Here is a 14,020-nt window from a genome sequence, read left to right as displayed (position 1 = left end):
TTACTCTCCTTCTTCTGGACAATCCTTTAATAGTATCAATAACTCCTCAAGAGCCAAGCGGGCGTTGGCATTTGCCTCAAGGGCGCGAATGGTGTTTTTAACAGCGGCCATAGCCGCCATGCTCCGCTTCTCAGGCCAGAAAGGCACCAGCCCGGCCAGTTGCCGGGTAAGATCAATATTATAAATCAGTTGTTCGCTATACCTGCCTGCTATGAGCAGCAGATCCCGCAAAAGATATAAAAAAAATTCCAGCACAATTATGATATCTTTAGCTTCGAGACCGGCAAGTCTGGTCGTTTCTGCCCAAATAGCGGTCATATCATCCTTTTGCAGTACGGTAAGCATCTGGGCGGCCATATTTCTTAACGCCAATCCATCCGGCGCCAACAGGTTAAGAGCCTTTCCCATTCTGCCGCCGCTTAAGCGGGCGGCAACAGCGGCGGCCTCAGGTGCGTAACCTTTTTGTATCAGGGCATCCTCAAGCACCTGCGCCGGTAACAAATGAAATTGGACCTTCCAGCACCGCGACAGAATTGTTGGCAGCAGCGGCTTACCTGTTCCCGCAACCAAAATAAAAACAAAGCCGGGCGGTGGTTCCTCCAGAAGCTTAAGCAAACTATTAGCGGCTTGCACTGTCATTAGTTCAGCATTATCAATCAGGCATACCCGGCCTGAGCTGACAGCCGGCGTCAGTGCTGCAAAACTTTTCAGCAAGCGAATTTGATCAATTTTAATGGTAGCCCCTTCAGGAACAAGCAGGCTAAAGTCAGGATGCGCATTGCGGCTAAACAACCGGCAAGAATGGCATTGTCCGCATGGCTTATCCTGGTCGCTGCTGCATAAAATTCCGGCAGATACCACTCTGGCAGCCAGACTTTTGCCGATGCCTGCCGGGCCTGCAAACAATAAGGCATGGGGAATTTTCCCGGCAGACAGCATGGACTTAAGCCTAGCGGCCACAGTCTGATGGCCAACTACTTCATCCCAGTTTATCATTAGGTAAACAGATCAACCAGCATGCCGCGCACAGCGTCATGCTTAGCCATGATGGACAACTGCCGTTCCTGACCAACACGTACATCTTCCGTCATTTCGGCCAGTTTTTCATCAATCTTGCGAATGGTCGTGTACAATTTTTGCCGGCCATGACGGTCCCAGCCGGTACGGGCTTCCAGTGAATAGGCTTGCGAAACAGCCTCACCGATAAATTTGCGGATCAACTCCCGGTATGACTTTAGCTCCCCGTAAGTCGGCATTTGTGACAAACGGCGTCCGCTTTCATCAATTTGCGTCAGGAGCTGCTGCATGCGCTCAGTTGACTGTGCTTCCTGGGATTTTAGCAAATCGGCGGCAAAATAATCTCCTGTCCTCTCAGACTTGTTAGCTTGATCCCGGTCAGCGAGTACCGGCTGATTGCTAACCCCGACATTATTAACTTTCATGCTCATCTGATCAAGTCCTCCTGCCTTAAAGATACCTGGCAGACCACTTTCGTCTTATCCTTTAAATTATATCTGGTTTTTGAAAAATAATCAAATATCTGGCAAAATCATGGCTAGCTTGCGCAAGACTTTATTATGCCCCGCCAATGATGCCAGCAACTATCTGGACAATTTCGTTATGTATCTCCTCAATGGTCTTTACCTGCCCCGCATGCGTACAATCAATTTTATGCCAGTCATAGGTGCCGGCAATGTCGCACGCATTCATAAAACAATGTGACAAATATTCTTTGTTTTCTTCATGGATGTCCTGGCTTCCACCAGCCTTATTCTGGCGGCCGCGCATAAGCTCCTGGCTGACTGCCGGCGGCATGGCCAAAAAAATAACCGCGTCCGGCACCGGCAGGCCACACTTGTCAAACTCAAAATCCCACAGCCAGGCGAGATATCGTTCTCGCTCTGTTCTGTCTTTGATTTTTGCCGCCTGATGAATCATATTGGAAGTCGTATAACGGTCGGCAACCACAATGCCGCCGTTTACATAAAATTTCTCCCAGTCCTTTTTATAGGAAGCAATCCGGTCAACTGCATAAAATGCGGATGCGGCGTAAGCATTGACATCTTCCGGACGGCTGCCGAACTCACCCTGTAAATACATCTTCACCAAAGCCGATGACTGGCTCTGGTAATTAGGATAATCCACTTTACGCACTTCCCGTCCCTCGGCCTTAAGCCGGGATGCCAGCCGTCCGGACTGAGTCGCTTTTCCGCTGCCGTCAGTGCCTTCAATAACAATTAATTTACCGCGCATATTTCCCCCGCTAATCTACTACTTTTATTGTCTTAAGCAAATAATCTTCCGGTCCGGAAATATGAAGTCCGGCGTTCTGCAAGACATGGCAGTAGTTAATAATTTCTTGCGTAATTCTTTCTCCCGGACATAAAATCGGAATTCCCGGAGGATAAAACGTCACAATCTCGGCGCAGATCTTGCCGGCCGCGTCAGCAAAAGGCACTCTGCAGGTATTGCCGAACAGTGCATCTCTTGGCGAAATAATTTGCTTAGGTAATGCCGGATACCGGCCAGCCTGACAGATTTCAGGCAGCGCCGAAACATCATGGCTCCCCTGATGCGTGGCGGCCAGATCCTTGAGGGCGGCAACCAGCGCCTGAACCTCCTGCTCACTGTCGCCAATTGTGATCAGAAACAGGATATTATAGATATCGGCTAATTCCACCTGAATTTTATATTGATGCCGCAAAATCTGTTCCGCTTCCGCCCCCGTTATTCCTAAACCCTTGACGGTAACTGTCACCTTGGTCGGATCGATGCGAAAAACGCCCGGGTTGCCTGCTTTTTCATTACCGAAACAATAAAGGCCCGGTATCTTGTTGATCTCCCGCCTTGCCTGGTTTGCCAAATCCACAGCCCGCTCAATGAGTGTCCGCCCGGCTGTCGCCATCTGCATGCGCGCAACGTCAAGAGAAGCCATCAAAATATAGTTCGGACTTGTTGACTGCACCAACTGCAGCATGGCCTTGAGCCGCGGCACCCGGATACGGTCTTTGCGGCAGTGAACTAATGAACACTGCGTCATCGCGCCAATTATTTTATGGGTACTTTGGGCAACGATATCGGCACCGGCATCCAGCGCCTGCATAGGTAACCGTGGTGAAAACTTAAGATGAGGCCCGTGAGCTTCATCAACAATAACCGGAATATCCTGACTATGAGCAATATCGACAATTTTTTTTAAATCGGTAGCTACTCCATAATACGTCGGATTGATAAGCAGTACCCCTTTGGCGTCCGGGTGCTGCTTGAGAGACTCCGCCACAGTCTCCGGCGTGACCCCCATGGCCAGTCCTAGGTCATTATCCACTTCCGGCTGCATAAATACCGGAATAGCACCGCTTAAGATAATCCCCCCAATAATCGACCGATGGGAATTGCGGGGAATAATCAGTTTATCACCGGGACCGGCAAGCGTTAAAATCATGGAATAGATGCCGCCGGTTGTTCCATTTACCATGAAATAACTATAATCAGCCCCATATAAATCGGCGGCTAAATCCTGTGCCTCCTTGATGGGCCCGTGCGGTTCATGCAAATCGTCCAACTCCGCCATATCGGCTAAATCCAGTTTTAAAGCTTTTGCGGTCACTGCTTCCTGAAAGAGCGGATGTATCCCCTTGCCCATTTTATGTCCCGGTGTATGAAAAGGAATGACGCCGTCACTGGCATAGGAGTTCATGGCTTCCAGTAAGGGCACCTTCGTTTGGTCTAACAAGCCGCCACCACCTTATTTTCATTCCTCTATTATACCCTTGCAGGATGTAAATATTTTAGCATACACCACCCGTTGGTACAAGCTTCCAGAAAAATGGTTCGGAGTTTTACAGCAACTAAATAATAACTGCGCCATATCTTAACAGTGACCGCAGACGACAAAAAAGGCAAAGCTTCGCGATTTTCACGAAGCCTTGCCTTTTTATTGATTAAGCAACTGATTCATACTTCCCATCCGGTATCCCAAAAGATCCAGCGTGACGTAAGTAAATCCCAGGCCTTTCAGACCATCCACAATTTCCTTAACCGTCGCCTGGTTAGTTAGCAGGTTGAACTGTTCCGGTTCAACCTCAATGCGAGCCAAATTACCATGGTGTCTGACACGAATCTGCCCGGAAAAATATTTCTTCACAAAAATTTCCGCTTTTTCCACCTGTTTCAGGCGTTCGGCCGTAACCGGCAGTCCATAGGCAATCCGCGAAGACAGGCAGGCGGCACTAGGTTTGTTATACGTCGGCAACCCCCAATCCTGCGACAGTTTCCTAATGTCTTGCTTCGTTAATCCGGATTCTAAAAGCGGACTGCACACCCCTACCATTTCATCCACGGCCTTCATCCCGGGGCGAAAGTCAGAAACATCGTCGGCATTTGAACCTTCAAGCACCCATTTGTACCCTTCCCGCTTTGCCCAGTCAACTAATGCGGAAAATCGCATTTTTTTGCAATAATAGCAACGGGCCGCATCATTGGCGACAAACTCAGGACTATCCAGTTCACTAATATTGACAAGCTTATGCTTAATACCAATTTGTTTGGCATAGAGGACCGCTTCTTCGGCCTCACTTTGCGGAAGTGTCTCTGAACAAGCCGTAATGGCAACCGCCTTGTCTCCCAGCGCCTTATGAGCAGCCGCGGCCAAAAAGGTGCTGTCCACCCCGCCGGAAAAGCCGATAACAACACTCTCCAGCTCCCGCAATAAAGTTAATAGTTTATCCAGTTTTTCTTCCAGTTTCATTATCATGCATGCTCCTGTTCTCTCAATTATCTTTAAATCCTAGCTTTTCCGAAATTCGATGGGCAGCATTTACGACATCTGTTGCCAATTGTGGCAGGAGCTCGTCCGGCAGCCTGTTAGTCGGCCCGGACAAACTGATCCCGGCAATTGTTATCCCCCGGTGATTCTTAATCGGCGCCGCAATACAGCGCAGCCCCATCTCAATTTCTTCTAAGTCAAAAGCATAGCCCTGCTGCGCAACCTCTGCTAAACAGCACTTAAGGTCCGACAAATTGTCAATTGTGTTTGGCGTCAATTTTTTCATACCGGTGGTTTCCACGATTTTTTCCACTTTATCCACCGGCAGGCCAGCCAGCAAAACTTTGCCAACCCCCGTACAATAGGTTGGGTTGCGCCCGCCGATTTGCGAAATGATGCGTATGGAGCGAGAACTGTCAACCTTCTCAATATACACTACTTCATTGCCGCTTAATAATGCCAAATGCACGGTTTCTTCATATTGCCGGCTTAATTCTACCAAAACAGGGTAGGCAATGGTGCGTAAATCCATACTGGCATAAACCACCTGGCCCATTTCAAACAGTTTCAAACCCAACTGGTATAAACCGGTAGTTTGATCTTGATAAACGTAATTAAAATCTTCCAGTGTAGAAATCAAACCATGTACCGTACTCTTGCTTAATCCAAGATTTTTGCTTATCTGCGTCAAACTGGCAGAGTTGTGGTTTTTCGCAATAAATTCAAGGATATAAGCGGCCCGCGCCAACGACTGGATTTGCTTTTTATTCGAAAGCTTTATTTCGTCCGTCATATCCATCTCCTGTTCGAGATTATAGTATTGATTTATTCGTTATGCCGGCAAAAAATCCTTCCACCCTGCCGGCAATTACTTTAATTGAGTTATTGCAATTCCAGTTGATCACCCGGTTGCGTATCGGTAAGCGCTATCGTTCCCGCGGGCAGTTCAATCACATACCGCGCCCCCGGCTGAGCCGACATACGGCCGGACTTTAACCCGGCAACAATCTTGAGCACCCGGTGTGCTTCATTTACAAAAATTACATCAATTGGATAGCGCATTCCCAGTGTATGAACACTATTGCAGGGTTTAATCAAAAGTCCCGCACCTGTAGGCAAACTGGAGGTGGCAAGCAGCCCGACCAGACGCGCCAGAAAACTATCTGCAACTTTGACGCAATCACCTAATACCTGTTGCCTGGTTACATTAACAATTCGCATAGCTCCTCCCACTGTTCCTTCCCGATTTATGTAAATTAATGTCGCTGCTGTCCGGCTATCTGATCTTCCCCTTTTGCCAGCTATAGATCGCCAATAAGCTGCCTGCTATAGTTGTTAGTATCTGATATTCCTTAATTGTCGTAAAGGTTGCCAAAATAAAAACTACCATAATCAGCGTTACGCAGGAAGCTATCTGGTATATTTTGCTCCAAAGGCGAACGCTGCCTGCTTGGTTCTTTTTGAGCAAAGGCAGCTTAAGCCAGCGGAGAAAGGAATTTTGCTCCATGTGCCTATTTGCCAGCATACTTTCAGTAACCACAGGCAACGGTTTGGTATCATCCGTTTTATTTCTTAACATTTGCCCGCAATGCCGGCAAAACTTCACATTATCGGTCAGTCGCTTCCCACAGAAATCACAATACATGACGGTTCCTCTCACAAACTTCTTTTCTTTTCTAGTGTTCCCATTTATTTACTCTAGACCAATTTACTAAGCCAGCAAAATCAATTATAATTACAATTATAACTCTTTAGTCAGGAGGTTTGAATGGATGAAACAATTTGACCATGTATCTGTCGTAAAAAAAGCCAATATATACTTTGACGGAAAAGTAACCAGCCGCACTGTAATTTTCCCGGATGGCAGCCAAAAAACCCTCGGCATCATGCTTCCCGGCGAGTATGAGTTTGGCACTGCGGCAGCCGAAACTATGGAAATTCTGGCAGGTGAAATGACCGTATTGCTGCCAGGTCATACTGACTGGCTTACCTATCGTTCAGGCGACAGCTTCCAGGTTCCGGCCGAATCCCGATTCAAACTTAAAGTATCGGTTGTGGCCGATTACTGCTGTTCCTATGACGCAAATAAATAGCCAAACATTGCCAAAATGTGCAATTACCTCAACAGGCGGACAATAGAAGTTCTTTCTATTGTCCGTTTTGTTTTACAAACAGCCAGACGGCCGGGGAGTATTTGCTACTATCCCAACCGCCGAGGAGTTTGAAAACAGGCGGAACAGGTAACAACGCAAATAAATCGCCTGACAGCCTCCACCCGGCAAATGGTAGGAGGCAGCCCGAACAGGCACGCCGCTAAACCGGCTTCTCGAATGGGGGTTGCGTCTGCTCACTTAATAAATAGGCCTGAACGAACTCTATAAATAGTTTGGCCGGATAGGAAAGCGCACGCCCTTTTTTCCAAATGACTGACATATTATGAATAATTTCCGGGTTTACCAGCGGGATTGTCCGGACAAGTTCCGTACTCAGCCGTTCACAAATATTTTGCGGTATCAGAGCAATCCCCAGGTTAACGGCAACTGTTTGAACCATCAGCTCCCGTTGCGAGGTTTCCAAAGCAACTTTCGGCTGAAACCCAGCTTGATTGCATTTTTTAATTATCTCGTCATGCAAACTAAAATCCTGACTCGATAAAATAAACGATTCCTGCGACAAATCAGCAAGACTGACCTGTTTTAATTTGGCCAGGGCATGACCGGGATGAACCACTACCTTGAGTGGCTCATGCGAGAATAAAAAAGAATCATAGAGGCCCGGGCTGCCCGGCAGGCAGCAGATAATGCCGATGTCCAGCAGCCCCTCCTGAATAGCCAATTCTATTTTCTTGGAGCCAAATTCATATAATTCGGTTTCAATTTCCGGATATTTCTTGCGGAAGTTCCCCAGTAACTGAGCGAACAATACGGCCTCCGTCATAAGCGGCAGACCAATTCTGATTTTTCCCCGCGGTAGCTTGCATCGATTCTCAAAATCACTGGTCAGATTATTAAACAACGTTACAACCTTATCGGCTTCAGCCAAAAAAATAGTGCCGGCCTCAGTTAACGTAACTTTTTTAGCGTTGCGGTTTAGCAACAGAACCCCCAGTTCCTGTTCCAGATCTTTTACCAGTTTACTGATGACCGACTGGGAAACATGTGACGCCGCGGCTGCCCGGCTGAAGCTCCGGTGGCGGGCCACGGCAATAAAATACTGGAGATGAACGATTTCCATGATATCTCCCTTCTATATACAACGTACTAAGAATTTTGCAGGCGGGTGGTGTGTTGGCAAAAGGGGCATACATATATAATTACTTATTGCTATTTTACTATCTATTTTATGTATAGTAAATATCACTACTATATATTTTACATATAATTAATCTGCGTCTATAATAAAACCATAAATAGTTGTACAGACTGAAATTCAGGCAGCTACTTAGAAGGAGTGAGCATAATGTCTTTAATAAAAAATCTATTGGATTTTCTTTATAAAGAACATGCCGGTAATATCCGGAAAACAATCAGCATGGAGCTGGATGAATGCCAGCGCACGCTTGAACAACAGGGATTCAAGGTTAAGCGTTCCGAACAACTGGTCAATTACGAGGCCGCGCAATGCCTTACAGCGGAAAAAGGCAATGTTATGTTAACTGCTACCCAATTTCTGAAAGGCAATAAGGATCTGTCAATTAGCGTAAAACACCATGGTCATATGGCAACAATGCCGTTCTTTTCCCATAAGCTTGACGATGCGATTGCTGTGGTAAATGCCGCCCAATGGAGTGACAAAGAAACGGATATTACAACCCTTGGCTAAAATTTTTTCGACAGTCTCCCCATTACCGGTACTTGCTCATACCAAAGACCGCTTTGTCCTGCAAGTTGACAAAGCGGTCTTTTTATGGCCTTCTGCTTACATCAGGGCAACTGCCCCGAAAGCTTACTTAAGAAAACTGGCAAACATCTGAATAACGGCCGGTCCCAAAAGAACGACAAATAAAGAGGGGAAGATAAATAGTATAAGCGGCAGCAGCATTTTAATCGGCGCCTTCATAGCCTTTTCTTCAGCCCGTCGCCGGCGTTTTTCCCGCATAGCCGCGGACTGCACCCTAAGTACATTGCCGATGCTGACCCCTAACTGGTCGGCCTGTACCAGGGAAGTGGTAAACAAGGAAAGATCCGGCACCTCACACCGCATCCCCATAGCCGCAAGCGCATCACGCCTGGCGATACCCATGCGAATTTCTTGCAGCACCCGGTTAAATTCGTCGACCAACGCCCCTTTCATCTTTTCCGCCAGCTTGGCCAGCGCTCCGTCAAACCCTAAGCCTGCTTCCACACTGACAGTTAGGAGATCCAGCACATCCGGCAAATCTTTTTGGATACTGCGCTTGCGTTTCGCGATCTTTTGATTGAGAAGCAAAAACGGCAACAGTTGACTAACCAGAAATGCAACCAGCATATAGCCAATCACTTTACTGCCGGCTGTTCCGGCTAAAACACCCAGCAGACCGGCAATAACCGGCAGCGCCAAAGCTAAGAAACCCATCACTCCCAAAAACTCGCCACTGGTCAGTTTACCAAAGCCACCCGCCATAATAAGCTTTTGCTCCATGGCAGCCCGCACTGCCCGGGGTGTGAATTTTGTCAGAATAGCTGCCGCATCACCAGTAAGCGGTGCCAAAACACGCTGTTTGAACGGTTTTGCCAGTTCATCCTCAACATCAGTCCGCCCGGCTACCATACTGTCCAAGGATTTAAGCCGCATATCCACCGAGCCGGTTACGGGAATAAAGGCGTGCAGCGCCAGATACAGGACAACGAGCACGGTTACGAAGGTTAGCATGACAATGGCAATAAGCATTTTCCTCTCCTCCCCGAACAACTCCTTTACTTGGGCCAGAAAGTCTCATTCGGCAATTGTATACCGTTAGCCGCTAGTTTCTCCAAAAATTTAGGCCGGATTCCTGTCGGCTTAAAATGGCCGGCAATTTTTCCGTTTGCGTCCCTCCCGGTCTGATCAAAGACAAATATATCCTGCAAAGTAACCACATCGCCTTCCATACCCTGCACTTCCGTCAGGTGGGTAATCCGGCGGCTGCCGTCCTGCAGGCGCGACTGCTGGAGGATCAGATCTACGGCAGAGGCAATCTGTTCCCTGATGGCTCTGACCGGCAAATCCATGCCGGCCATCAGCACCATGGTCTCCAACCGGCTGAGCATATCACGCGGCGAATTGGCATGGCCGGTAGTGAGCGAACCGTCATGTCCGGTATTCATGGCCTGCAGCATATCAAGCGCTTCCCCACTCCTGACTTCGCCGACAACAATCCGGTCAGGCCGCATTCGGAGGCTGTTCCGTACCAGATCACGCATCGTGACTGCCCCTTTACCCTCAACATTGGCCGGCCGGGTCTCCAGGGTAACGACATGTTCCTGCCGCAACTGCAGTTCGGCCGCATCCTCAATGGTAACAATCCGCTCGTCATGGGGAATAAAAGATGAAAGAATATTGAGCGTAGTTGTCTTGCCTGAGCCGGTTCCGCCTGACACCACTATATTCAACTTTCCCTCAACGCAGGCTCGCATAAAAGCCGCCATTTCCAATGTAAGCGTACCGAAGCTTATCAAGTCGTCTACTGTTAACGGATTTTTGGCAAACTTTCGAATCGTTAGGCAAGGGCCCTTCAGGGCCAGAGGGGGGATAATAGCATTAACCCGCGAGCCATCCGGCAGCCTGGCATCAACCATCGGCGAACTCTCATCAATCCGCCGTCCGATCGGCGCAACGATTTTCTCGATGACATGCATAACATGAGCATCATCCCGAAACCGTACATCTGTCAAAACCAGCTTACCTTTGCGCTCCACATACACCTGCCTGGCACTGTTGACCATAACTTCGGAAATTGAATCATCCTTCAACAAGGAGTCAATCGGGCCATAGCCCAGCACTTCATCAACGATGTCGGTAATAATCCGTGAACGCTCGCCGCGGGGAACCGGAACGGCCTCCTCCTCCATCGCGGCATTGGCAATACGGGCTACGATATCCTCCAGAGTTTTGATATCCGTTTCTTTGTCAATAAGCGCCCGGCTCTCTTCCTGGCTCATTTCTTCAATTATTTTTTTATGTATTTTTACCTTTAATTCCTGATAGGGATCACTTCTAAGAATCGGAGCCGCCTTAGGCTTTTCTGCGCCCTTAACCATCTGTTCTTTAGGATTCTGCGCAGCCTCCAGCCGTTTTAACAGTGACATTGTGTCCCTCCCCGCACTTTATTTTTTATTGAGCAACTGAGTCATAAGGAACGAGGGAAGCGCTATAAACACCATAGTCGGGAGCCGTGCCCGACGTGTCCCCGGCTATAACCAGCCGCATAAATTTTCCACTGACACTGTTAAGATTACCGGCGCCACCCACGCCTTCCAAAAAGAAACCGGCGAAACCAACAATTTTCACATCATGCCTGCCTGTATCATTGGCAATGGTTTCAATCAGGGGCACAACTATAATCCTGGGCGACCCTTGCTCTACCGTGTTATAGGTTGCCGCCTGATCGGCATTAATACGGTAGCTCACACCTTCCGTGGTGCCGCCGGACATATTGCCCGTTTCCGTGGATACCCATTGCCCGACAGACAGCTTGGCATCATAGCCATATTTAATATTGTCGGTATAAGTACGCGACCCGGTGCCGCCTAAAGCTAAAGCGTCATAGTTGCCGGTATAGCCGTCACCGGCTCCCACCTTGAGGTCATAAGTCTGTCCATAAATAAAATCCTGCCGGACAACCCCGAACGGCACTACTCCGATAACCCCACTGGCCGGCCGCAAAACAGCAGCGGCCTCCGCCCGCACATTCGCTGTGGCAATACCGAGAATTCTGGCAAAATTGAGCTCGATTGTCCTCCTGGCGGTGACAGTGACAGCTTTATTAGAAGGAACGGCAACAACCACTTGGTCTGTTGAACGGCCATTTTGCGCGGCATATATCCTGCCGCTTATTTCAGCTTGCACTCTGTTATTGGGCAAATCCTGTGCCCCGGCAAGGGCTGCCGCATCAACCATATTAACAAGTTCTGCGCGGTTTATATACAAAAAACCGACATCAATCACAAGGGCCGCAAAACCAAGCAACATCGTAAACGCTGCCGCTGTCAGCACTGTGACCGAACCCCGCTGGTTGCTTATGACTTTTTTCATGGCTGCTCCACCCGCATGACCGATTGTGCGATAATTACCGGCAGGTCTGGCGCAAAAGCCTGCTCAATCAGTTCCCGGATAATCGGCGTAGTAACTTGCAGCGGTTTACTGACTGTAACCGTTACCGACTTCCCCTGCTCCCGTTTCCCCTCAGGATAAGTAATGCTGACCGCCAATCCGTCATTATTAATACTGGCAACAGAATCCACAACGGCGGTTTGCGCCCCGGCATCATTGCTCACAGCGGCAGCACGGGCACCTTCACGCGCGGCTGCCGTAATCACTAAGTACTGATTCAGTATCTGGCCGAATTCTACAATGGAAAATAAAAGTAATACAACAATCGGCAACACGACGGCCGTCTCGACAATTGCCTGACCGCGCTTGTTATTCAGGTAGCGCCTAATGATCACCCGCACTCCCCCCCTCTTAAAGGCAATCCTCCTGCGCTCTATAGCCAGGAGGATTATAAACGCGATATATAAGTGCGCCAGACTTGCTTCCAGTTATTTCAGTGCGGTGACAACTTCGGTAAGCTTAGTAATAATAGCATTGCCCACGTTGGTAAAAGCCCCCATTGCCAATACGGCTACTAGCGCCAGAATAAGTCCGTACTCTACCATACCTTGTCCCTTTTCATTGAGGTAACGAGCTCTAAAAGCCTGCCAGTACATCTTTAACATTTGCCATACCTCCTATTATTTCGCTTTTATTTGCAGTAGCTAATCTCGTCTGATTCTGATTTCATTATACCAACAAGACAGCATGGCAACATCGTCCTTCAGTCTCAATTGCTGTAGGCATCCAGGCTTATTCTTCGCCGTCTTTCGGTAGGTGCCTGGTCCCAAAAGCGAGAAAGGCAAAAGTCCTAGTACAGGCCGCTGCTCCTATTATTTGAGCGGTACCGTGACAAAAACCCGGGTGCCTTTACCTACCTCCGATTTTATCGTGAGCTCACCCCCCAACAGATTGATGCGTTCCCGCATACCCATTAAGCCAAAACTCTCGTTCCCGGCGGCACTGCCTGTATCAAATCCTTGCCCGTCATCCTCAATAACCGCCGAAACCACACTGGGACGAAAATCGATACGAACCCATACCGTAGCTGCTTTGGAATGTTTTTCAACATTATTAAGCGCCTCCTGAATAATCCGGAACAGACCAATCTCAATATGGGTGTCCAAGCGTTTTTCCTCACCCAGTATCTTAATCTCAGGAAAAATATAGCAGCGTTCCTTCATGGTTTCCAGCACCCGTCTGAGGGTAGGCACCAATCCCAGGTCATCAAGGGTCATCGGTCTTAAATCAAAAATAATTGTCCGGGTTTCCCTAAGCGCAACCCGCACTTGTTCTCTTAAATCTTTAAGCTCATTTTTAGCCCGGTCAATATCCACATCAACCAGGCGTTCACATACCTCTGCCCGAAAAACAATATTAGCCATTGCCTGAGCCGGTCCGTCGTGAATCTCGCGGGCGACACGCCGCCGTTCCTCTTCCTGAGCCCGGATAATTTTAGCGCCAAAAACCTGGCTGGCCTGCAGCGTTTCAATCTGCGTCACAACCGACCCCATTTGATTGCCCAGATAACCTAGCACGGCGCCGACTTGGGATACCAGGCTCTCGGCCTTCTCCACAGTATTCTTAAGCGCCTTAAGCCGAAGTTCCAGCTCATCGCGCTGCCGGCGCAAATTTTGTTCCTGCAGTCTGGCCATTGCCAGTTCAAGCTGCACATTACTGGTATCTTCATAGGCAGCTTTGATATCCTCTTCGGCATAGTTCCGAAAGTTGCGGCTGACTTCCATCAGTCGCAGACGGGACCGGCGCTCCTTCTTTTCCAGTTCGTCGACCTTAAAAATAACATCGGCCGTCTCCTGTTTGCTGCGCTCAACATCCTTCTTAACATTTTCCATTTCATTTTTAGCGGCTTCATATATATCAAATATTTGCGATTTACTCTTTTCAACGGTAGCAATGGTCGTCTTAACAATCTTATCCAGTACTTTTACATCCAGGTTTTTCATTCATTCACCACTCTTGCTTTTA

17 protein-coding genes and 1 pseudogene are annotated in these 14,020 nt (G+C 48.4%); 2 read left to right on the top strand and 16 right to left on the bottom strand.

The annotated features are described in order from the left end of the window. The 9 genes and pseudogenes from holB to BLR65_RS31860 form a co-directional block, all read right to left on the bottom strand. Entirely contained in the window at nt 1–996 is a 996-nt protein-coding gene (gene holB / locus BLR65_RS21150) for a DNA polymerase III subunit delta' (protein ID WP_093796169.1), read from the bottom strand. Then, a complete protein-coding gene (locus tag BLR65_RS21145; RefSeq protein WP_093796194.1) occupies nt 996–1,442 on the bottom strand; it encodes a YaaR family protein in 447 nt (148 codons plus the stop codon). The genes holB and BLR65_RS21145 overlap by 1 nt, the downstream gene beginning before the upstream one ends. A gap of 133 nt (nt 1,443–1,575) precedes the next feature. Continuing rightward, nucleotides 1,576–2,253, bottom strand: coding sequence for a dTMP kinase (locus BLR65_RS21140; RefSeq protein ID WP_093796168.1), 678 nt, complete (start codon nt 2,251–2,253; stop codon nt 1,576–1,578). A gap of 10 nt (nt 2,254–2,263) precedes the next feature. After that, nucleotides 2,264–3,697: an aminotransferase class I/II-fold pyridoxal phosphate-dependent enzyme gene (locus BLR65_RS21135; protein WP_093796193.1), complete on the bottom strand. Its 1,434-nt coding sequence runs from the start codon at nt 3,695–3,697 to the stop codon at nt 2,264–2,266. 237 nt (nt 3,698–3,934) lie between these two features. Further along, nucleotides 3,935–4,747, bottom strand: coding sequence for an ATP-dependent sacrificial sulfur transferase LarE (gene larE, locus BLR65_RS21130; protein WP_245692964.1), 813 nt, complete (start codon nt 4,745–4,747; stop codon nt 3,935–3,937). A 22-nt stretch (nt 4,748–4,769) separates the two neighbouring features. Then, nucleotides 4,770–5,558: an IclR family transcriptional regulator gene (locus BLR65_RS21125; protein ID WP_169717056.1), complete on the bottom strand. Its 789-nt coding sequence runs from the start codon at nt 5,556–5,558 to the stop codon at nt 4,770–4,772. Nucleotides 5,559–5,647: 89 nt separating this feature from the next. Continuing rightward, nucleotides 5,648–5,986, bottom strand: a complete 339-nt coding sequence (locus BLR65_RS21120; protein WP_093796165.1) for a DUF192 domain-containing protein — start codon at nt 5,984–5,986, stop codon at nt 5,648–5,650. A 55-nt stretch (nt 5,987–6,041) separates the two neighbouring features. Beyond that, nucleotides 6,042–6,344, bottom strand: a complete 303-nt coding sequence (locus BLR65_RS21115) for a hypothetical protein (protein ID WP_245692963.1) — start codon at nt 6,342–6,344, stop codon at nt 6,042–6,044. A gap of 3 nt (nt 6,345–6,347) precedes the next feature. Next, a pseudogene (locus BLR65_RS31860) lies at nt 6,348–6,410 on the bottom strand (zinc-ribbon domain-containing protein); the annotation flags it as partial. Nucleotides 6,411–6,537: 127 nt separating this feature from the next. On the opposite strand from BLR65_RS31860, the gene ppnP reads away from it, so the two are divergent. Then, a complete protein-coding gene (gene ppnP, locus BLR65_RS21110) occupies nt 6,538–6,858 on the top strand; it encodes a pyrimidine/purine nucleoside phosphorylase (RefSeq protein WP_093796163.1) in 321 nt (106 codons plus the stop codon). A gap of 220 nt (nt 6,859–7,078) precedes the next feature. Here the strand turns inward: ppnP and BLR65_RS21105 are convergent, their stop codons facing one another. Continuing rightward, the gene (locus BLR65_RS21105) at nt 7,079–7,999 is read right to left on the bottom strand and encodes a LysR family transcriptional regulator (RefSeq protein WP_093796162.1); all 921 of its coding nucleotides are present in this window, start codon (nt 7,997–7,999) and stop codon (nt 7,079–7,081) included. A 225-nt stretch (nt 8,000–8,224) separates the two neighbouring features. On the opposite strand from BLR65_RS21105, the gene BLR65_RS21100 reads away from it, so the two are divergent. After that, nucleotides 8,225–8,587: a hypothetical protein gene (locus BLR65_RS21100; RefSeq protein WP_093796161.1), complete on the top strand. Its 363-nt coding sequence runs from the start codon at nt 8,225–8,227 to the stop codon at nt 8,585–8,587. Between the two features lie 123 nt (nt 8,588–8,710). Here the strand turns inward: BLR65_RS21100 and BLR65_RS21095 are convergent, their stop codons facing one another. The 6 genes from BLR65_RS21095 to BLR65_RS21070 all read right to left on the bottom strand — a co-directional run bounded on the left by BLR65_RS21095 (nt 8,711) and on the right by BLR65_RS21070 (nt 13,998). After that, nucleotides 8,711–9,634: a type II secretion system F family protein gene (locus BLR65_RS21095; protein WP_093796160.1), complete on the bottom strand. Its 924-nt coding sequence runs from the start codon at nt 9,632–9,634 to the stop codon at nt 8,711–8,713. A 26-nt stretch (nt 9,635–9,660) separates the two neighbouring features. Further along, a complete protein-coding gene (locus BLR65_RS21090) occupies nt 9,661–11,031 on the bottom strand; it encodes a TadA family conjugal transfer-associated ATPase (RefSeq protein WP_093796159.1) in 1,371 nt (456 codons plus the stop codon). Nucleotides 11,032–11,056: 25 nt separating this feature from the next. Next, nucleotides 11,057–11,977, bottom strand: coding sequence for a pilus assembly protein TadG-related protein (locus tag BLR65_RS21085; protein WP_093796158.1), 921 nt, complete (start codon nt 11,975–11,977; stop codon nt 11,057–11,059). Continuing rightward, nucleotides 11,974–12,390, bottom strand: a complete 417-nt coding sequence (locus BLR65_RS21080) for a TadE/TadG family type IV pilus assembly protein (RefSeq protein WP_211285277.1) — start codon at nt 12,388–12,390, stop codon at nt 11,974–11,976. Before BLR65_RS21080 ends, BLR65_RS21085 begins: the two co-directional genes overlap by 4 nt. 93 nt (nt 12,391–12,483) lie before the next feature. After that, nucleotides 12,484–12,660 carry a Flp family type IVb pilin gene (locus BLR65_RS21075; protein ID WP_093796156.1) on the bottom strand — a complete coding sequence of 59 codons (177 nt, stop codon included), beginning with the start codon at nt 12,658–12,660 and terminating at the stop codon, nt 12,484–12,486. A gap of 207 nt (nt 12,661–12,867) precedes the next feature. Next, complete coding sequence (locus BLR65_RS21070) at nt 12,868–13,998, bottom strand: sensor histidine kinase (protein WP_093796155.1); 1,131 nt, start codon at nt 13,996–13,998, stop codon at nt 12,868–12,870. Nucleotides 13,999–14,020: the final 22 nt, after the last annotated feature.

It is taken from the genome of Sporomusa acidovorans, assembly GCF_900101845.1.
In the GTDB taxonomy this organism is placed as follows: domain Bacteria; phylum Bacillota; class Negativicutes; order Sporomusales; family Sporomusaceae; genus Sporomusa; species Sporomusa acidovorans.
This window is presented reverse-complemented; position numbering and strand designations above follow the sequence as displayed.

What these genes read in the sequence shown, in the direction of transcription:
- ppnP (WP_093796163.1), top strand. Translation starts at nt 6,538, where the DNA reads ATGAAACAATTTGACCATGTATCTGTCGTAAAAAAAGCCAATATATAC.
- BLR65_RS21115 (WP_245692963.1), bottom strand. Translation starts at nt 6,344, where the DNA reads ATGTTAAGAAATAAAACGGATGATACCAAACCGTTGCCTGTGGTTACT.
- BLR65_RS21075 (WP_093796156.1), bottom strand. Translation starts at nt 12,660, where the DNA reads ATGTTAAAGATGTACTGGCAGGCTTTTAGAGCTCGTTACCTCAATGAA.
- BLR65_RS21125 (WP_169717056.1), bottom strand. Translation starts at nt 5,558, where the DNA reads ATGACGGACGAAATAAAGCTTTCGAATAAAAAGCAAATCCAGTCGTTG.
- BLR65_RS21140 (WP_093796168.1), bottom strand. Translation starts at nt 2,253, where the DNA reads ATGCGCGGTAAATTAATTGTTATTGAAGGCACTGACGGCAGCGGAAAA.
- BLR65_RS21100 (WP_093796161.1), top strand. Translation starts at nt 8,225, where the DNA reads ATGTCTTTAATAAAAAATCTATTGGATTTTCTTTATAAAGAACATGCC.
- BLR65_RS21070 (WP_093796155.1), bottom strand. Translation starts at nt 13,998, where the DNA reads ATGAAAAACCTGGATGTAAAAGTACTGGATAAGATTGTTAAGACGACC.
- larE (WP_245692964.1), bottom strand. Translation starts at nt 4,747, where the DNA reads ATGAAACTGGAAGAAAAACTGGATAAACTATTAACTTTATTGCGGGAG.
- BLR65_RS21095 (WP_093796160.1), bottom strand. Translation starts at nt 9,634, where the DNA reads ATGCTTATTGCCATTGTCATGCTAACCTTCGTAACCGTGCTCGTTGTC.
- holB (WP_093796169.1), bottom strand. Translation starts at nt 996, where the DNA reads ATGATAAACTGGGATGAAGTAGTTGGCCATCAGACTGTGGCCGCTAGG.
- BLR65_RS21120 (WP_093796165.1), bottom strand. Translation starts at nt 5,986, where the DNA reads ATGCGAATTGTTAATGTAACCAGGCAACAGGTATTAGGTGATTGCGTC.
- BLR65_RS21090 (WP_093796159.1), bottom strand. Translation starts at nt 11,031, where the DNA reads ATGTCACTGTTAAAACGGCTGGAGGCTGCGCAGAATCCTAAAGAACAG.
- BLR65_RS21135 (WP_093796193.1), bottom strand. Translation starts at nt 3,697, where the DNA reads ATGAACTCCTATGCCAGTGACGGCGTCATTCCTTTTCATACACCGGGA.
- BLR65_RS21145 (WP_093796194.1), bottom strand. Translation starts at nt 1,442, where the DNA reads ATGAAAGTTAATAATGTCGGGGTTAGCAATCAGCCGGTACTCGCTGAC.
- BLR65_RS21085 (WP_093796158.1), bottom strand. Translation starts at nt 11,977, where the DNA reads ATGAAAAAAGTCATAAGCAACCAGCGGGGTTCGGTCACAGTGCTGACA.
- BLR65_RS21105 (WP_093796162.1), bottom strand. Translation starts at nt 7,999, where the DNA reads ATGGAAATCGTTCATCTCCAGTATTTTATTGCCGTGGCCCGCCACCGG.